Source organism: Streptomyces sp. CA-288835 (assembly GCF_050936385.1).
Lineage (GTDB): Bacteria > Actinomycetota > Actinomycetes > Streptomycetales > Streptomycetaceae > Streptomyces.
Window position 1 is genome coordinate 5,898,922 of sequence record NZ_JBNJMW010000001.1, and the last position, 17,521, is coordinate 5,916,442.

A 17,521-nucleotide genomic window follows, 5' to 3' on the forward strand; every position below is an offset into this window, starting at 1 on the left:
CTCCTATGGATGTCAGTCCTCGGCCGGGGACGGCGGCACGCTCTCCGTCACCTTGCTGTAGTCGCTGTGATTGCGGTCCTGCTCCATGAAGTGGCCCGAGATCCAGCTGTACGTGATCACTTCCTCGCCGGACGGAAACTCCACGGGGTCGCCCTTCTCGTACACCTGCTGGGTGACCACGAGGTCGCCCCGGTCGATCTCCGCGTAGACCGGCGGCTCCTCGGCCTTGAAGACGTTCTCGTACTCGCCGCCCTGCCCGCGATACACATACGAGCCGACTCCGACCGCATCGCCGCAGGTCAGCACGTTGACCACGATGTCGTCCACGGCCCCGCCCGTCAGCCTGCCGTACGACACGTCGACCGGGTACTCATCGGCGACACACGGCTGCAGATCACGCTTGACCGCCGCGCTGACCTCCGGGTCGGCCTTGAGGAGCTGGACCGCGTCCACGCTCGGCTCGGCCGAGGACTGCGAGGGCGCGGGCGTGACGGCGCCCACCGAAACCGAGTCGGAACGGGCCGGGCCCTCATCGCGGGCACCGGTGCCGCCCGAAGCGCAGGCGGATACCAAAAGGCCGAGGGCGGCGATCACAGCCACTGCCGTGATCGCCGCCTTCAGGGCTCCGGGGGCCCGTGGGGGCTCCGTGCCGGGACCTGCGTCTAGGCCGCGCAACGCTCCCGCTCCTTACCCGCCTTGCCCGGTACGAACGCGCGCCCCTCAAAGCCGCGGCTCTCCAGCTCCTCGCGGAGCCGGGCCAGGGCCCGGTGCAGCGTGCTCTTGACCGTTCCGGCCGACATGCCGAGGGCGGCGGCCGTCTCTTCCGTGGACATCTGCTCCCAGTGTCGCAGCACCACGACGCTGCGCTGCTTCGGAGCCAGAACTTTCAGGATGTCCATCAGCAGCGCGCGGTCCGCGTGCTGCTCGGTCGAGTCGTCCACGCTCGCGTCCGGCAGCGCCTCGGTCGGGACCTCTTCCAGCTTGCGGGCCCGCCACCACTCCGTACGCGTGTTGATCATGACGCGGCGCAGGTAGGCGTCGGCGAGCCGCTTGTCGGATATGCCGTCCCAGCGGCCGTACGTCCGTACCAGCGCCGTCTGCAGCAGGTCCTGGGCATCGATCGGGTCCGGCACCAGCCGGCGGGCACTGCGCAGCAGCGCGTCCTGCCTGGTGCGTACGTACTCTTCGAACTCGAGCACCTCGCCGTGCGCCATGTCCAACCGCCTCCGATCCCCGTTTCCGACCTGCCCGCTGTCGGCTGTTTCGCTGCTTCGTGTGCCGCTGGTCCGCGGTACGGCTATGAAGCTACGGAGGGCTTGTCACGAGGCTGTCCGAGCGAGCCTGCGAGAAGCGCTCGGCTGTCCGTCGGTTGTGTAACGGAAGTAGGGCGGGAGTAAAGAGCTGTGGGGGATGGGGCGGGGTTGGGGGGATTTGCCTGCGGCGTTGGTGTCGGTTGCCTGTCAGTGTGCTGTGATGCGCGCTCCGGAAGCTGCCGGAATCTGTGGGTCAGCTGTGGGAGGGGCGTACCTGTCAGGTGGGGCGGGAGAGTTGGTACCCGTCAGGTGAGGGGGAGCCGGTGGTACCCGTCAGGTGAGGGGGAGTCGGTACAGGCCGCCCGGGAGGGGTTCGACCAGGCCGTCCGCGACCAGGCCGTCCAGGGCGCGGGCGCGCTGCACCGGCTCGTTCCAGACGCGGTCGAGGACCGGCTGCGGAACCGGTCCGACCGCCTCGCGCAACACCGCGAGGAGCCGGCCGCGCACCTGGCGGTCCGTACCCGCGTACGTCTGACCGCGACGCGGCGGCCCCTCGTGCGCGGGCTTGCCGGCCAGCCGCCAGGCGCACTGGGCCGCGATCGGGCACCGTACGCAGCTCTCGTTCTTCGCCGTGCAGATCAGTGCGCCGAGTTCCATGGAGGCGGCGGCCCAGCGCGAGGCCGTGTGCTCGTCCTCGGGCAACAGGGCGCGGGCGAGCTTGCGTTCGGCGGCGGTGGTGGCGTTCGGCGGGTACTGCACGCCGGTGACGGCGCGTGCGAGCACGCGGCGGACGTTGGTGTCGAGGACGGCGTGACGTTGCCCGTACGCGAAGGAGGCCACGGCCGCGGCCGTGTACTCGCCGATGCCCGGCAGGGCGAGCAGCTTCGCGTGATCCGTGGGTACGTCCCCGCCGTGGCGCTCCGCTATGGCGGTGGCGGCTCCGTGCAGCCGCAGCGCGCGCCGCGGGTAACCGAGGCGTCCCCAGGCGCGGACGGCCTCGCCCGGCGACTCTTCGGCGAGGTCGGCGGGCCGGGGCCAGCGCTTGAGCCACTGCTCGTACACCGGCAGCACGCGGTTCACCGGCGTCTGCTGCAGCATGAACTCGCTGACCATGACGCCCCAGGGGCCGGCTTCGGGCCGCCGCCAGGGGAGGTCGCGGGCGTTCTCTTCGAACCAGTGGATGACGGGGGTGTGGAGGGTTTCGGTGGGCGCAGTCATGACGCCCCCGATCCTGCCACGTGCCTCCGGCGGTTGGGCGGAATGGGTTCGTTTTCGGGTGCGGCGCCGTTGTGGCTGGTCGCGCCCACGCGGGGTGCCTCCGGCGGTTGGGCGGGTGCGGGTGCGTTGTGGTTGCTCGCGCCCACGCGGCGGAGCCGCAAATTGACACAGCCCCGCGCCCCTTGGGTGCGTGGTGGGTGCGGGGCCGCGGTCCGGTGCGTCAGCCCGTCGCCAACAGGGCATACGGCCCCGTGCTGACACAGGGCGCAGCTGTGCCCAGACCGAAGCTAAGCGACGGGCATAGGACGCACCGGCCCACGTCCCCTCCCACCGGCGGGAAGCTGCGGGTAGCAGGGGGTCCGGGCTTTTCCGCACGGGCTGGTAGGGGGCGCGGGCCCCTTCCTGGGCGCGGGCTATATCGGTTCGCTTGCTCTTCGGGGGTGCGGGCAGTCGCAGGCTTTTTAGGGGCGCGGGGAACTGCGCGACCAGCCACAACGCACTCGCAGCCGCGACACGACTGTCACCCACGACCCCAGTAGGCACCCCGCCCACCCGCGGTAGGCGCCCACCCACCCACCCCGCCGGAGGCAGGGGGCCTGGGGGCGCAGCCCCCAGTTTCGGGAAGGGGCGGGGCTGGGGAAAGAAAAACCTCCAGCCCAGCCCCCGCGAAGGGGACCCCTGACGATCGGCAGGGGCGGCAGCCCTGCGCCCGCTTGTAGCGTCGGGGCAATGGAACGTCGTCGGAGGAGGGCCACAGACGCCCTGCTGTGGGCAGCCCTGGCCCTCCCGGTGGCCACAGCCGACCGCATAGGCCTGAACGAACCCCGCACCACAGCGGAGCAACTCACCGGCACCGCAACCCTCGCCGCAGCCGTAGCGATACGACGCAAACACCCGCTCACGGCCTTCGCCGCAACCGCAGCCCTCAGCCTGGCCTCCGAACCCGCCCTCCTCACCCTCTCCTACGGCCCAGCCCTCGCCACCTTCGCCCTCCTCCTCGGCCTGCACGCACAACAAACCCGCCCCGCCCTGACAGCATTCGGCGCGATCGCCGTCATCGGCACGCTCCAGATCGCGGTACGGGGAGCAGACCCGTCCGCCCAGTGGCTCGTACTCATCGCCACGCTGCACTTCGGCGTCGTATTCCCCTGGCTCGGCGGCCGCTACTGGCGCCAGAGCCGCCAAAACGTGGAGCGGGAACAACGCATCGCCGAGGACCGCGCGCGACTGCGCGAACGGGCCCGTATCGCCCAGGACATGCATGACTCCCTCGGCCATGAACTGAGCCTGATCGCCCTGCGCGCCGGCGCCCTCCAACTCGCCCCCGGCCTCGCGGAGCACCACCGCAAGGCCGCCGCCGACCTCCGCGAGGCCGCCTCCGACGCCACGGAACAGCTCCACCGCATCATCGGCCTCCTGAGAGAGGACGACGACGGGCCGACCCCGCTGACCCCGGCCGGCGAGACCGTCGAGGAGCTAGTGACCCGCACGGCGGAGTCCGGCCTCCGGGTGCGCTGGGAGGCGACGGGGACGGCCGATACGTACTCGCCGCTCGTCGAACGGATCGTCCACCGGGTCGTACGCGAGGCCCTGACCAACGCCGCCCGGCACGCCCCCGGCGCAACGGTCACCGTCACGGTGCGGCGAGAGGCCGACGGCACGGAGGTGAGCGTGGCCAACGAGGCGGCGCCGACGGAAGCGGATTCGTCGTCCGGGGGATCGGGGTTGCTGGGGCTGCGGACGCTGGTCGAGGGTGTCGGAGGCCGGTTCGAGGCCGGGCCGTACGGGGACGGTTTCCGGGTCGAGGCGTACGTACCTGCCGCATCGGCCGCTCTTGTCGCCTCGGGTGAGGAGGCCACCGAGCACCTCCCACCGAGACCGCCGGGCACCCCCTCCGGGCATGCCCGGCGCCGCGTAGTCGTGTCCCTCGCGGGTGCCGTCGCCGTCGGAGCCGTGATCCTCGGCGGAGCCTTCGCCTGGTACGCGTACACGAAGACCCACTCGGTCCTGAAGCCCGGCGACTACGCCGAACTGCGCCTTGGAACCGCGCTCGCCGAGGCCGAACGGGTCCTGCCCGACCGCACGGTGAGCGACCCACCGGTGGAACGCGCCCCCGCCGCCCCGAAGGGAACCGACTGCCGCTACTACCGCGCGAGCAGCGAACTCTTCGTCTCCGTCGAGCACTTCAGGCTCTGCTTCGACGACAGGGAGCGGCTGGTCGCCAAGGACGTGGTCCCCAGAGGCGATACGGCCGGACAGACGCGCAAGGAGGAGAAGGAACGGTGAGCGGGGTGATCCGCGTACTCCTGGCCGACGACGAGGCGATGGTCCGCGCCGGTGTGAAGGCGATCCTCGACGCCGGAGGCGGGGGCGGCATCGAGGTCGTCGCGGAGGCCGCCGACGGACGCGAAGCCGTCGCGCTGACGCAGGCGCACCGGCCCGACGTGGCGCTGCTCGACATCCGTATGCCGCGCCTGGACGGGCTCGCGGCCGCCGAGGAGATCGTACGGACCGTGCCCGGAACGGCGGTTGCGATCCTGACGACCTTCTCAGAGGACGCGTACGTGGCCCGGGCGCTGGGCGGCGGTGCCACGGGATTCCTGTTGAAGTCGGGTGATCCCCACGAACTCGTCGCGGGGGTGCGGGCGGTCGCGGACGGTGCAGCGTTCCTCTCGCCGAAGGTGGCTCGGCACGTGATCGACGGTTTCGGCGCCGGACGGAGGCTGAGCCGCGAGGCCGCCGCCCGTGATCGCGTCGCGCAGCTCACTCCGCGCGAACGCGAAGTCCTCGGCCTGCTCGGAGCCGGCCTCTCGAACCCCGAGATCGCCGCCCGTCTGCACCTTGTCGAGGGCACGGTGAAGGCGTACGTGAGCGCGATCCTCGACCGACTGGAGGTCAGAAACCGCGTCCAGGCGGCGATCGTCGCGTACGAGGCTGGCTTGGTCGAGTAGTGGAGTAGCGGAGGCGCCGGGACAAGTGACGTCACTTCAGGTCCGACCGGCCCCCGCGAACCACCGCACCGGCCCCGCCGCCGACCCCCGCATCGCCTCCGCCACCCGTGCCGCCGGACGCGCCGTCAGATGTACGAAGGCGACGGCGACGAGTGCGCCAAGGACCAGGCCCGCCACCGTGTCGTGCGGGTAGTGCACGCCTACGAACACCCGCGAGAAGGCCATGAGCAGGGCCATCGGTGCCGTCAGCCATAAGATGCCGCGCCAGGTAAGCGCCAGCGCCACTGTTGCGGCGCCCGCGATCGTGGCGTGGTTGCTGGGAAAGGACCAGTCGCCGTGTGGCGGGCAGTCGACGAGTGGGGCGGTCGCGCCGACTACGGCCCGGCACGGCCGTTCCTCATCCACGACGGACTTGAGCAACTCGCTGCACACATACGCCACAGCCGTAGCCAGAGGCGCAAGCACCGCAACCGCGAACGCCCCCGTTTCGCCCCGCCGCCGACGCCACCAGGCGACGAGGAAGAGGACGCCGTAGAGCAGCAGTCCGGCCTCCGTCCATAATTCGGCCAGGTGTTGCACCCAAGTCGGGCTGCCGTGGGCGGCATCGCTGATCTCTAGGTAAAGGTCAGAGTCCATGGTCACGGACGGTATTCGGACGCCGTACGCCGTCACACCCAGCGATCGTCGGGACCTGGACCTGACGAAAGACGGGTGCGTTGGGGCGTTGCGGTTCCGGGAGCGCCCCTTCAGGGGCGCGGGGAACTGCGCGAGCAACCACAACGCACCCGCAGTCGCGAACGAACTGAGCCCACCCACCCGGTAGGCGCCCGCCCAACCGCCGGAGGCACTGGCTCCGGGATGATGATCCGGAAAAGTTGGGGCTTACGGCGGCGGGTGGGGACAGCGAAGCCGCCGATCTCTCGTAAGGTTTGCGCCGTGGGATCTCTGCGCAATCCTGTCGGGCCGCTTCCCTCCTCCATCTACTGGCGACGGAGGGCCGTTCTGGTGTCCTTGGTCGCGCTGTTGGCGTTGCTGATCACCTGGATCGTCACCTCTGGCGGCGGGGGCGGCAACAACGGCGCGAACGGGTCCAACGGCAAGAACCCCGCGCCCTCCATCACGCCCGGCCCCACCAGTTCGGGACCCGCGATCAGCGAAGCCCCGGGCGGACGCGACGAGTCGGGCGAGGAGAACGGGGGCAGCGGCGGTAGCGGTGGGAATGGAGGGAGCGACGGGTCCGGCGACTCCGGCGGTGACTCCGCGGGCTCCGGTGGTGCGGACGGCTCCTCCGGTGGCGCGGGCGGCGGTTCCGGTGGTGGCTCGGCCGGCGTAGGGGGCGGCGGTGTCTCCGGGGATACGGTTCCCGCCGGGTCCAGCCTTCCCAACTGCACGCCTGGAGCAGTCAAGTTGACGCTGCGCAGCGTCAAGAACACGTACTCCCCCGATGAGCAGCCGAAAGTAGAGCTGATCGTCACGAACTCCTCCGCCACCGACTGCAAGCTCGATCTCGGCCCGAAGGAAGCGGTGCTGACGATCACTCAGGCGGGCGGCGACGACGAGATGTGGTCCTCCTCCGACTGCCCGACGGGCGCCGGAAGCGTCCTGTACCGCATCCCGGCGCAGGACACCGTCACCCGCACCCTGGAGTGGAACCGCAAGGCCAGCGCCCCCGAGTGCGGCACGCCTCCGGCGGGTTCGGCGACCGCAGGCACGTACTTGGTTGAAGCCACGGTTCCGGGCCTGACAACGGCCCGCACGTCGTTCGTGCTGGCGAAGGACTGAGGGTTCGTACGTTCCTGGAAGGCTCCGTCAGGGACGTACGAAACTCCAGGTTCCTCAGACGTAACGTTCGAGAATCGACGACTCCGCCAACCGCGAAAGCCCCTCCCGAACGCTCCGCGCCCGAGCCTCTCCGACGCCATCCACCGTCTGCAGGTCATCCACACTCGCAGCGAGCAGCTTCTGCAACCCACCAAAGTGCTCGACCAGCCGGTCGATGATCGCGCCCGGCAGCCTCGGCACCTTGGCAAGAAGCCGGAAGCCGCGCGGCGACACCGCGGAGTCAAGGGTCTCGGGCGCGCCCGTGTAACCCAATGCCCGCGCCACCGTAGGCAGTTCGAGCAACTCCGCATGCGTGAGCGCATTGAGTTCGGAGAGGGCCTCGTTGACCGTGCGGGAGCGCTTGGCGGTCGGCTCCGGGACGTAGTCCCGTACGACAAGCTCCCGCTCGGGCTCGACGCCCGCGATCAACTCGTCCAGCTGGAGGGAGAGGAGGCGGCCGTCCGTGCCCAACTCGACCACGTACTCGGCGATCTCCGTGGCGATCCGGCGCACCATCTCCAGGCGCTGGGCCACGGCCGAGACGTCCCGGACGGTGACCAGGTCCTCGATCTCGAGGGCGGAGAGCGTGCCGGCGACCTCGTCGAGGCGGAGCTTGTAGCGCTCCAGCGTCGCCAGCGCCTGGTTGGCGCGGGAGAGGATCGCCGCCGAGTCCTCCAGAACGCGGCGCTGTCCGTCCACGTACAGCGCGATCAGGCGCATGGACTGGGAGACGGAGACGACGGGGAAGCCGACCTGCTTGGAGACCCGGTCGGCCGTGCGGTGCCGGGTGCCCGTCTCCTCGGTGGGGATGGTCGGGTCGGGCACCAGCTGCACGCCCGCCCGCAGGATCTTGGTGATGTCCTTGTCGACGATGATGCCGCCGTCGAGCTTGCACAGCTCGCGCAGCCGGGTCGCCGTGAACTCGACGTCCAGCACGAAGCCGCCCGTGCACATCGACTCGACCGTCTTGTCCCAGCCGAGCACGATGAGCCCGCCGGTGTTGCCGCGGAGAATCCGCTCCAGGCCGTCGCGGAGACCCGTGCCGGGTGCCACGGCGCTCAGTGAGGCGCGCATCAGCCCATCGGCACCGGAGCTCCCACCGGACTTTCCGGGAGCTGCCGCCCGGTCATTGGCTGCCACTGCACTCCTCCGGTCGCAGGATCTGGGGCGCTCCCGTTTCGCATACTTCGTTCGTACGGACGGTCGAGACCTGGGCAAAGTCTACCGGCGCTCCTCCTCGTCCCGTGGGGCCTCTCGACGACGCGACCTCGGGAGCACCCGCAGCGCGTCCCCCATGTCGGCCACTTCCAGGACCTTCATCCCGGCAGGGATCTTGCCGGGATCGCCCGGTACGAGCGCGTGTGTGAAGCCCAGACGGTGCGCTTCGGCGAGTCTGCGCTGGACGCCCGTGACCCGTCTGACCTCGCCCGCGAGGCCCACTTCGCCGATCGCGACGAGGTTCTTGGGGAGAGGAGTGTCACTCGCGGCGGAGGCCAGGGCGAGGGCGATCGCCAGGTCCGCGGCCGGCTCGGAGAGCTTCACGCCGCCGACCGTCGCCGAGTAGATGTCCCGCTTTCCCAGGGCGCTGATCCGGCCGCGCTGCTCCAGGACGGCGAGCATCATCGAGACGCGGGAGGTTTCCAGGCCCGAGGTCGTGCGCCTGGGGGAGGGGATCTGCGAGTCGACGGTGAGGGCCTGGACCTCGGCGACCAGGGGGCGGCGGCCTTCGAGGGTGACGGTCAGGCAGGTGCCAGGGACGGGCTCGGCGCGGCGGGTGAGGAACAGGCCGCTGGGGTCGGCGAGTCCGGTGATGCCCTCGTCGTGCAGTTCGAAGCAGCCGACCTCGTCCGTCGTGCCGTACCGGTTCTTGACGCCTCGTACGAGCCTGAGGCGCGCGTGCCGGTCGCCCTCAAAGCTCAGGACGACGTCCACGAGGTGCTCCAGGAGGCGGGGGCCCGCGATGGCGCCGTCCTTGGTGACATGGCCCACAAGGAGGGTGGACATCCCGCGTTCCTTGGAGGCGCGGATCAGGGCTCCGGCCACCTCGCGGACCTGGGCCATGCCTCCCGGGGCGCCGTCGATCTCCGGAGAGGCCACGGTCTGTACGGAGTCGAGGATCAGCAGGGACGGCTTCACCGCGTCCAAGTGGCCGAGCACGGCGGCCAGATCGGTCTCCGCGGCGAGATACAGGTGGTCGTCGATCGCCTTGATGCGGTCGGCGCGGAGGCGGACCTGGCTCGCGGACTCCTCGCCGGTGATGTAGAGCGTGCGATGTTCGTCACTCGCCGACTTGGCCGCCACGTCCAGCAGCAGCGTGGACTTGCCGACGCCCGGCTCGCCCGCGACGAGCACGACCGCGCCCGGCACCAGTCCGCCGCCGAGCACCCGGTCCAGCTCCGGTACGCCGGTGGGGCGGGCGGTCGCCGTGCGGCCGTCGACCTGGCCGATGGGCACCGCGGACGTCGTGACCCGGCCGGGGGTCGTCGTACGGACCGCGGGCGCGCCGTACTCCTCGACCGTCCCCCAGGCCTGGCACTCGGGGCAGCGGCCGAGCCACTTGGCCGTCTGCCAGCCGCATTCGGTGCAGCGGTAGGACGGCCGGTCCTTCGCGGTCTTCGTACGGGCAGCCATGGACGAAACCGTAACCGCCACCACTGACAACGCCGTCCCCGCCCAGGAAGCAGCCGTCGAACCTGCCCATGACCACGTGCTTCCGGCCTCGTCGCCGAGATCGGGCACCCCGTCGCAAACCGGCCGCAATCCGTACGGAACGCGCCGCGGAATTAACCACTCCTGTCCCCTTATGAGGGATCGTTTCACCCGTATGGATTAAAACTGCTCACGCGGGAGGAAGCGGCCCACACCCGGCGCCTACGGTCCCTCGGGTGATGAGCCGCAGTCCGGAAACCACCACGCACACCACCGGCGCACTCCCGGCGCACGGTGCCGCACCCGACCGTGCCGCATCCGGCCGGGCAGCGGTCCGTACGTCGGCCCAGTGCCCGCCCGCGCGCTACGAGCCGTATCTGGACGGCCTGTTCACGTACTGCCTGTCCGTGCTCTGCGACCACGACGCGGCGGTCGCCGCCCTCGGTGACGCCCTCGCGCTCGCCGAGCGCCGCGGCCCGCGCGGCGTGCGGGCCACCGACGAGCGCAGGGCCTGGCTGTACGCCCTCGCCCGCTGGGCGTGCCTCCGCAAGCTCGCCGAGAGCACGGACAAGGACACCGACCGGCAGGGCAATCGGCGGTCCGGCCGGCAGGCCAAACAGGGCACGGGGGCCACCGGGCCCGCCGGGCAGAAACGTCGCGGCACGCGCGCGTGGGACGCCGAATCGGACGTAGAAGACCCCGAAGAGGACCGTCGTCGTCGGGAACTCGCCCTACTCGCCTGGCCGGAGGCCGCAGGGACCACGCCCGAGCAGCGCGAAGCGCTCGAACTCGCCGTACGGCACCAGCTCGCCGCCCGGGAGGTGGCCGCCGTCCTCGGTATGGAACTGCTCGCCGCCCGCGAACTCCTCGGCGCCGCCGCCTGCGAGATCGAGCGCACCCGTGCGGCCCTCGCCGTCGTCGAGACCGGCGCCTGCCCGGGCGTCGCCCGGCTCACCGGAGACCGGCTGGTCCTCAGCACGCCCGTGCGCCGCGAACTGGTCCGACACGTCGACGACTGCCCGCGCTGCCGCCGTACCGCCGAGCGCGCGATCCCCGGCTCCTGGCCCGGCACGAGCGTCACGCCCGCCGCGCTCCCCGTACTCGAAGCCCCGCGCGCGGCCCTCTCCAGGGCGATGGCGCGTGCCCCACGCGCGCGGGGTGCCACTCCGCGCTTCGACCGGCGCGGTTTCCCGATGGACCCCAAGGTCCACGCGGCCCGCCGTAGCCGCCTTCGCGCGCGTGCCGTCACGACGACGGTCGTCGTCACCGTGGTGGCGGCTCCCGTACTCGCCGTGTGGGCGGCCTACCGCGGCGCCCCCCTCACCGGCGAGGGCTCTCCGGGGCGCCCGATCACCGCGAGCGAGGCACACGGCCCCGCCGCACTCGGCGGCGAGCACGCGGACGGCGCAGCCGAATCGGACGACTACAAGAACGCGGGTCGCGCCGACGGGAAGCCGGAGCCGCAGCTCAGCAAGGGAATCGGCGAAGGCGCCGGGGAGGGAAAACGTTCGTCCGACGTCTCCGTCCGAGTCACCGGCGGGGCCTCTGGCGACCGGAAAAACGGCCTCTCCGTAGAGGCCGATTCCAGCGGCGACATGACGCTGATCACCCTGAGGGCATCCGGTGGTTCACCGGTCCACTGGTCCGCGCACACCGGCGCCTCCTGGCTCTACTTCAGCCAGTCGTCGGGAACGCTGTCGCCCGGCGAGTCGTTCATGATCAAGGTGTACGTCGACCCTCTCCGCGAGCCGAACGGCCCCTGGAGCGCACGGGTGTCGATCGCACCCGCGGGCGCGGCGGTCTCGATCAACGGCTATGGCACGGCGGGCCCGTCACCCCAGGACCCAGGCCCTGCTCCAGACCCGACCCCAAACGCTCCCACGCCGTCCGACCCCGGCCCCACGCCCAGCGACCCGCCCCCCTCGCCCCCCGAACCCACGCCAACCGACCCGCCCGCGTCCGAGCCGGACCCGACCCCCACTCCCGCGGAGCCCAAGAGCTCGCCCCCGCCGCCGAGTGACAGCAGCAGCCCGAGCCCTCAAGCCAGCTGAAGCGAACCGAAGGCTCAATCCACCGGATCGGCCGGATGCGGTGCCACCAGCGGCAGCCGGGAGGCCAGCCGTTCCTCGCACAGCTCGACCAGCCGGTCGTACGCGGCCTTGCCCATCATCTCGATGAGCTCCGGCCGGTACGTGACGTACACCGGTTCACCGGAGCCATGCGCGGACGTCGCCGACGTGCACCACCAGTGCAGGTCGTGGCCGCCCGGACCCCAGCCGCGGCGGTCGTACTCGCCGATCGAGATCTGGAGTACGCGGGTGTCGTCGGGCCGGTCGATCCAGTCGTACGTCCGTCGCACCGGGAGCTGCCAGCAGACGTCCGGCTTGGTCTCCAGGGGCTCGCGGCCCTCCTTCAGCGCCAGGATGTGCAGCGAGCAGCCCGCGCCGCCCTCGAATCCGGGCCGGTTCTGGAAGATGCACGAGCCCTGGTAGGGGCGGGTCTGCCGGGAGCCCTCGTCGTCCGTCGAGACCCAGCCGGTCTCGACGCCGACGTCGTGGTTCTGCCAGATCTCCGGCGTGAGTCTCGCCACATGCCCTGCTACGCGCTTCTCGTCGTCCTCGTCCGAGAAATGGGCGCCGAGCGTGCAGCACCCGTCGTCCGCGCGGCCCGCCTGGATGCCCTGGCAGCCGCTGCCGAAGATGCAGTTCCAGCGCGAGGTCAGCCAGGTCAGATCGCAGCGGAAGACCTGCTCGTCGTCGGCCGGATCCGGGAACTCCACCCACGCGCGCGCGAAATCGAGCCCCTTCTCGTCCGGTTCGGACGCCGGGACGGCGGCCCTCTGCGGAAAGAGCTTCGGGGACTTTTTCGGGGACTTCTTGGTCTTGCCGGTTGCCTTCGCCTGCGAAGAACCCTTGGCCGATGTGTCCGAGCCTGCCGGTTTGGCGCTTTTGTCGTTCTTCGCCTTTTTCGTCTTTGGCACGTGTCCAGGGTAAGTCGCCCAAGACTGCTCCGGGGACCAGCAGGGGGCCCGGCTCGCAGTAGCGTTCCGTCCATGAGACTCGGTGTCCTCGACGTGGGTTCGAACACGGTGCACCTCCTGGTGGTGGATGCACACCCTGGCGCGCGCCCGTTGCCCGCCCATTCACACAAGGCGGAGCTGCGGCTCGCCCAGCTGCTCGACGAGAGCGGGTCGATCGGCCCCGAGGGCGTCGACAAACTGATCTCCGTCGTCCGGGAGGCACTCGACGCGGCCGAGGACAAGGGCGTCGAGGACCTCCTGACGTTCGCGACCTCCGCCGTACGCGAGGCGACCAACGCCGACGACGTACTGGAGCGGGTGCGCACCGAAACGGGCGTAGAACTCCAGGTCCTCACCGGCGCGGAGGAGGCCCGGCTCACCTTCCTCGCCGCGCGCCGCTGGTTCGGCTGGTCAGCCGGAAAGCTGCTGGTCATCGACATCGGCGGCGGCTCCCTGGAGATCGCGTACGGCATCGACGAGGAACCCGACGCGGCGGTGTCCCTGCCGCTCGGCGCGGGCCGGCTCACTGCCGCCTGGCTGCCCGGCGACCCCCCGGACCCCGCGGACGTCAAGGCCCTGCGTCGCCATGTACGCGCCCAGATCGCCCGCACGGTCGGAGAGTTCACCCGCTTCGGCTCCCCCGACCACGTAGTGGCCACCTCCAAGACCTTCCGCCAGCTCGCCCGCATAGCAGGAGCCGCCCGCTCAGCAGAGGGCCTCTACGTACAACGCGAACTAAAACGCCGCTCCCTGGAGGACTGGGTCCCCCAACTGGCCACGATGACGACAGAGCAGCGGGCGGAACTCCCCGGAGTCTCCGAGGGCAGAGCAGGCCAACTCCTGGCAGGCGCGTTGGTGGCAGAGGGCGCGATGGACTTGTTCGGAGTGGAGACGCTGGAGATCTGCCCCTGGGCTCTCAGGGAGGGCGTAATCCTCCGGCGCCTGGATCAAATGGCGCCCACGTAAGCGCCCCATAGGGGCGCGGGGAACTGCGCGATCAACCACAACGAACCCGCACTCGCCCACGGCGAAAACCCCAACGGCGTTTAGGCGAACCCGGCGGCAAGAACCGGCACCCTTCGGCCAACGCGAGCCGCCCCCGCACAACCGCCGGAGGCACCCCGTACTCTGTCCTTCGTGGCAGAACCAGTGGTCCGCATCCCGGATGCGAAGGTCGCGCTGTCGACGGCCTCTGTCTATCCGGAGTCGACAGCGACGGCCTTCGAAATCGCAGCGCGCCTCGGGTACGACGGGGTCGAGGTCATGGTCTGGACCGACCCGGTCAGCCAGGACATCGAGGCGCTGCGCAGGCTCAGCGACTACCACCAGATCCCGGTCCTGGCTGTCCACGCCCCGTGCCTGCTCATCACCCAGCGCGTCTGGTCCACCGACCCCTGGGTCAAGCTCCAGCGCGCCCGCTCCGCCGCCGAGAAGCTCGGCGCTTCGACGGTCGTCGTGCATCCGCCGTTCCGCTGGCAGCGGCAGTACGCCCGCGACTTCGTCACCGGGATCTGGCGGATGGCCAACGAGACGGACGTACGGTTCGCCGTCGAAAACATGTACCCCTGGCGTTACCGCGACCGCGAGATGCTCGCGTACGCCCCCGACTGGGACGTGACGAAGGACGACTACCGCCACTTCACGATCGACCTGAGCCATGCCTCCACGGCCCGCGCCGACGCGATGCAGTTGCTCGACCGTATGGGCGACCGTCTCGGCCACGTCCATCTCGCCGACGGCCGGGGTTCGGCGAAGGACGAGCACCTCGTCCCGGGCCGCGGCAACCAGCCCTGCGCCGAGCTTCTCGAGCGGCTCGCGCTGAGCGGCTTCGACGGCCACGTCGTCATCGAGGTCAACACCCGCCGCGCCATGTCCAGCGCCGAACGCGAGGCCGACCTCGCCGAGGCGCTGGCCTTCACCCGGCTCCACCTCGCCTCGGCGCTGCGGGTCGCCGGCTCATGACCGACACGGCCCCCCGACGCCGCGGACGGCCCTCCCGTACGCAGTCGGCGGACGCCCCCGCGACCCGTGACCGCATCCTGGCGGCGGCCCGCGAGGAGTTCTCCGAACGCGGCTACGACAAGACGTCCGTACGCGGCATCGCCAAGACGGCCGGGGTCGACTCGGCGCTCGTGCACCACTACTTCGGCACCAAGGAGCAGGTCTTCGAGGCGGCCGTCGAGGTCGCCTTCTCGCCCGCCACCCTGAAGGTGCGCGACGTGGTCCTCGAAGGCCCCCTCGACGAGGTCGGCGAGCGCATGACCCGCGTCATCTTCGGCCTCTGGGAGAACCCGGTGACCCGTACGCCGCTCCTCGCGATCGTCCGGTCGGCGGTGAACAACGAGACCGCGGCCGCCGTCTTCCGCCGCCTCGTCGCCGCGCAACTGATGCGCCGCATCGCCGGCCGCCTCGACGTACCGGATGCGGAACTGCGCACCGAACTCGCGGCCGCCCAGCTCGTGGGCGTCGCGATGATGCGCTACGTGATCAAGATCGAGCCGGTGGCGTCGGCGGACCCGGAGCAGGTCATCGCGAGGATCGCGCCGGTGGTTCAGGGGCATCTGACGGGTCCCTGAACGAGGGCCCCGAACGAGTCTTTGTCACGGTCGCCGACCGAGACACACATCCCGTATTCCGGACGAGCCGTCGGGATGTCGGAGCACCGGCGTACGCTCGAAATCTGTCAGAACTCTCTGAAGGAGCGAGCGACGATGCCCGATCTGAGGTCCCGCACTGTCACCCACGGCCGCAATATGGCGGGCGCACGCGCCCTTATGCGCGCCTCCGGTGTACCGGGCGCGGACATCGGCCGGAAGCCCATCATCGCGGTCGCCAACTCCTTCACCGAGTTCGTGCCCGGCCACACCCACCTGGCACCGGTCGGCCGGATCGTGAGCGAGGCCATCACGGCGGCCGGAGGTATCCCGCGCGAGTTCAACACGATCGCCGTCGACGACGGCATCGCGATGGGCCACGGAGGCATGCTGTACAGCCTCCCCTCCCGCGACCTGATCGCGGATAGCGTCGAGTACATGGTGGAAGCCCACTGCGCCGACGCCCTGATCTGCATCTCCAACTGCGACAAGATCACCCCGGGCATGCTCATGGCAGCCCTGCGCCTGAACATCCCGACGGTCTTCGTTTCCGGCGGCCCCATGGAGGCCGGCCGCGCGACGCTGGTCGACGGCACGGTCCGTACGCTCGACCTGATCGACGCGATCTCCGACGCGGTCAACGACAAGGTCTCGGACGAGGACATCCTCCGTATCGAGGAGAACGCCTGTCCCACCTGCGGTTCCTGCTCCGGCATGTTCACCGCCAACTCCATGAACTGCCTGACCGAGGCCATCGGCCTGTCCCTCCCCGGCAACGGCTCGGTGCTCGCCACGCACACGGCCCGCAAGGAGCTGTACGAGCGGGCCGGCGCCACCGTCGTCGAGCTGACCAAGCGCTACTACGACGAGGACGACGCCTCCGTCCTCCCGCGCAACATCGCCACCCACGCGGCCTTCGAGAACGCCATGGCCCTCGACATCGCCATGGGCGGCTCCACCAACACGATCCTGCACCTGCTGGCCGCCGCCCAGGAGGCCGGGGCCGACTACGACCTGAACGACATCGACGCCGTCTCCCGCCGCGTCCCCTGCCTCGCGAAGGTCGCGCCCAACGTCGCGCCGACGCGGACGTACTACATGGAGGACGTGCACCGCGCCGGCGGCATCCCCGCGATCCTCGGCGAGCTCTACCGCGGCGGCCTGCTGAACGAGGACGTCCACACCGTCCACAGCCCCTCCATCAAGGAGTGGCTGGACGCCTGGGACATCCGCAGCGGTTCTGCGTCCGAGGAAGCCATGGAGCTGTGGCACGCCGCCCCCGGCTGCAAGCGTTCCGCCGAGGCCTTCTCCCAGTCCGAGCGCTGGGAGGACCTCGACACGGACGCGGCGAACGGCTGCATCCGCGATGTCGCCCACGCGTACTCGAAGGACGGCGGCCTGGCCGTCCTCAAGGGCAACCTCGCCGTGGACGGCTGCGTCGTGAAGACGGCCGGCGTCGACGCGTCGATCTGGACCTTCGAGGGCCCGGCGGTGGTCTGCGAGTCGCAGGAGGAAGCCGTCGAGAAGATCCTCGCCAAGCAGATCTCCGAGGGCGACGTGATCGTCATCCGCTACGAGGGCCCCAAGGGCGGCCCCGGCATGCAGGAGATGCTCTACCCGACCTCGTACCTGAAGGGCCGCGGCCTCGGCAAGGCCTGCGCCCTGGTCACGGACGGCCGCTTCTCCGGCGGCACTTCGGGTCTGTCGATCGGCCACGCCTCCCCGGAGGCGGCTTCCGGCGGCACGATCGCCCTGGTCCAGGACGGCGACCGCATCCGCATCGACATCCCGAACCGCTCGATCGACCTCCTGGTCTCCGAAGAGGAACTGGCCACCCGCCGCACGGCCCTGAACGGCACGTACGCCCCGAAGAACCGCGACCGAAAGGTCTCGGCGGCCCTGAAGGCATACGCGGCGATGGCGACGAGCGCGGACAAGGGCGCTGTGCGGGATGTGTCCATGCTGGGCTGAGTCCTAGGTGAGCGCTAATTGAACGCTGAATAAGGGCCGCCTCCT

The 17,521-nt window shown here is 70.6% G+C and carries 15 protein-coding genes; 8 read left to right on the top strand and 7 right to left on the bottom strand.

Going from position 1 to position 17,521, the window contains the following annotated elements; translation table 11 throughout:
- Positions 1 to 12 precede the first annotated feature (12 nt).
- The 3 genes from ACQEVY_RS26890 to ACQEVY_RS26900 form a co-directional block, all read right to left on the bottom strand.
- A complete protein-coding gene (locus tag ACQEVY_RS26890) occupies positions 13 to 675 on the bottom strand; it encodes a hypothetical protein (protein WP_432951997.1) in 663 nt (220 codons plus the stop codon).
- Entirely contained in the window at positions 663 to 1,214 is a 552-nt protein-coding gene (locus ACQEVY_RS26895; protein ID WP_165345478.1) for a SigE family RNA polymerase sigma factor, read from the bottom strand. The genes ACQEVY_RS26890 and ACQEVY_RS26895 overlap by 13 nt, the downstream gene beginning before the upstream one ends.
- Positions 1,215 to 1,586: 372 nt before the next feature.
- Positions 1,587 to 2,471 (bottom strand): A/G-specific adenine glycosylase, encoded by an 885-nt coding sequence (locus ACQEVY_RS26900; RefSeq protein WP_432951998.1) that lies wholly within the window; start codon positions 2,469 to 2,471, stop codon positions 1,587 to 1,589.
- A gap of 729 nt (positions 2,472 to 3,200) precedes the next feature.
- Between ACQEVY_RS26900 and ACQEVY_RS26905 the strand changes: the two genes are divergently transcribed.
- Positions 3,201 to 4,757, top strand: a complete 1,557-nt coding sequence (locus tag ACQEVY_RS26905) for a sensor histidine kinase (RefSeq protein ID WP_432951999.1) — start codon at positions 3,201 to 3,203, stop codon at positions 4,755 to 4,757.
- Between the two features lie 5 nt (positions 4,758 to 4,762).
- On the top strand, positions 4,763 to 5,422 hold the full coding sequence (locus ACQEVY_RS26910; protein ID WP_432955411.1) for a response regulator transcription factor: 660 nt from the start codon (positions 4,763 to 4,765) through the stop codon (positions 5,420 to 5,422).
- A gap of 36 nt (positions 5,423 to 5,458) precedes the next feature.
- Here the strand turns inward: ACQEVY_RS26910 and ACQEVY_RS26915 are convergent, their stop codons facing one another.
- On the bottom strand, positions 5,459 to 6,058 hold the full coding sequence (locus ACQEVY_RS26915) for a phosphatase PAP2 family protein (protein ID WP_432952000.1): 600 nt from the start codon (positions 6,056 to 6,058) through the stop codon (positions 5,459 to 5,461).
- Between the two features lie 300 nt (positions 6,059 to 6,358).
- On the opposite strand from ACQEVY_RS26915, the gene ACQEVY_RS26920 reads away from it, so the two are divergent.
- Positions 6,359 to 7,204 (top strand): hypothetical protein, encoded by an 846-nt coding sequence (locus tag ACQEVY_RS26920; RefSeq protein WP_432952001.1) that lies wholly within the window; start codon positions 6,359 to 6,361, stop codon positions 7,202 to 7,204.
- A gap of 54 nt (positions 7,205 to 7,258) precedes the next feature.
- Here ACQEVY_RS26920 and disA read toward each other — a convergent pair whose 3' ends face one another.
- Both disA and radA read right to left on the bottom strand, forming a co-directional pair.
- Positions 7,259 to 8,383 (bottom strand): DNA integrity scanning diadenylate cyclase DisA, encoded by a 1,125-nt coding sequence (gene disA / locus ACQEVY_RS26925; protein ID WP_328770837.1) that lies wholly within the window; start codon positions 8,381 to 8,383, stop codon positions 7,259 to 7,261.
- Positions 8,384 to 8,464: 81 nt separating this feature from the next.
- Positions 8,465 to 9,874: a DNA repair protein RadA gene (radA, locus tag ACQEVY_RS26930; protein WP_432952002.1), complete on the bottom strand. Its 1,410-nt coding sequence runs from the start codon at positions 9,872 to 9,874 to the stop codon at positions 8,465 to 8,467.
- Between the two features lie 257 nt (positions 9,875 to 10,131).
- Here radA and ACQEVY_RS26935 point away from each other — a divergent pair, with 257 nt between their 5' ends.
- The gene (locus tag ACQEVY_RS26935) at positions 10,132 to 11,943 is read left to right on the top strand and encodes a hypothetical protein (protein ID WP_432955413.1); all 1,812 of its coding nucleotides are present in this window, start codon (positions 10,132 to 10,134) and stop codon (positions 11,941 to 11,943) included.
- A 14-nt stretch (positions 11,944 to 11,957) separates the two neighbouring features.
- Here ACQEVY_RS26935 and ACQEVY_RS26940 read toward each other — a convergent pair whose 3' ends face one another.
- Positions 11,958 to 12,872, bottom strand: a complete 915-nt coding sequence (locus tag ACQEVY_RS26940) for a hypothetical protein (protein WP_432952003.1) — start codon at positions 12,870 to 12,872, stop codon at positions 11,958 to 11,960.
- Between the two features lie 72 nt (positions 12,873 to 12,944).
- Here ACQEVY_RS26940 and ACQEVY_RS26945 point away from each other — a divergent pair, with 72 nt between their 5' ends.
- The 4 genes from ACQEVY_RS26945 to ilvD all read left to right on the top strand — a co-directional run bounded on the left by ACQEVY_RS26945 (position 12,945) and on the right by ilvD (position 17,476).
- A complete protein-coding gene (locus ACQEVY_RS26945; protein WP_432952004.1) occupies positions 12,945 to 13,877 on the top strand; it encodes a Ppx/GppA family phosphatase in 933 nt (310 codons plus the stop codon).
- Between the two features lie 171 nt (positions 13,878 to 14,048).
- Positions 14,049 to 14,873: a sugar phosphate isomerase/epimerase family protein gene (locus tag ACQEVY_RS26950; RefSeq protein WP_328770842.1), complete on the top strand. Its 825-nt coding sequence runs from the start codon at positions 14,049 to 14,051 to the stop codon at positions 14,871 to 14,873.
- Complete coding sequence (locus tag ACQEVY_RS26955; protein WP_432952005.1) at positions 14,870 to 15,487, top strand: TetR family transcriptional regulator; 618 nt, start codon at positions 14,870 to 14,872, stop codon at positions 15,485 to 15,487. Before ACQEVY_RS26950 ends, ACQEVY_RS26955 begins: the two co-directional genes overlap by 4 nt.
- Before the next feature lie 135 nt (positions 15,488 to 15,622).
- Positions 15,623 to 17,476 (top strand): dihydroxy-acid dehydratase, encoded by a 1,854-nt coding sequence (ilvD, locus tag ACQEVY_RS26960; RefSeq protein ID WP_432952006.1) that lies wholly within the window; start codon positions 15,623 to 15,625, stop codon positions 17,474 to 17,476.
- The last annotated feature ends 45 nt before the right edge of the window (positions 17,477 to 17,521 follow it).

Excerpts from the sequence above, each read along its gene's own strand:
- ACQEVY_RS26895 (WP_165345478.1), bottom strand. The coding sequence starts at position 1,214 with ATGGCGCACGGCGAGGTGCTCGAGTTCGAAGAGTACGTACGCACCAGG.
- ACQEVY_RS26900 (WP_432951998.1), bottom strand. The coding sequence starts at position 2,471 with ATGACTGCGCCCACCGAAACCCTCCACACCCCCGTCATCCACTGGTTC.
- ACQEVY_RS26905 (WP_432951999.1), top strand. The coding sequence starts at position 3,201 with ATGGAACGTCGTCGGAGGAGGGCCACAGACGCCCTGCTGTGGGCAGCC.
- ACQEVY_RS26915 (WP_432952000.1), bottom strand. The coding sequence starts at position 6,058 with ATGGACTCTGACCTTTACCTAGAGATCAGCGATGCCGCCCACGGCAGC.
- radA (WP_432952002.1), bottom strand. The coding sequence starts at position 9,874 with ATGGCTGCCCGTACGAAGACCGCGAAGGACCGGCCGTCCTACCGCTGC.
- ACQEVY_RS26935 (WP_432955413.1), top strand. The coding sequence starts at position 10,132 with ATGAGCCGCAGTCCGGAAACCACCACGCACACCACCGGCGCACTCCCG.
- ACQEVY_RS26945 (WP_432952004.1), top strand. The coding sequence starts at position 12,945 with ATGAGACTCGGTGTCCTCGACGTGGGTTCGAACACGGTGCACCTCCTG.
- ACQEVY_RS26955 (WP_432952005.1), top strand. The coding sequence starts at position 14,870 with ATGACCGACACGGCCCCCCGACGCCGCGGACGGCCCTCCCGTACGCAG.
- ilvD (WP_432952006.1), top strand. The coding sequence starts at position 15,623 with ATGCCCGATCTGAGGTCCCGCACTGTCACCCACGGCCGCAATATGGCG.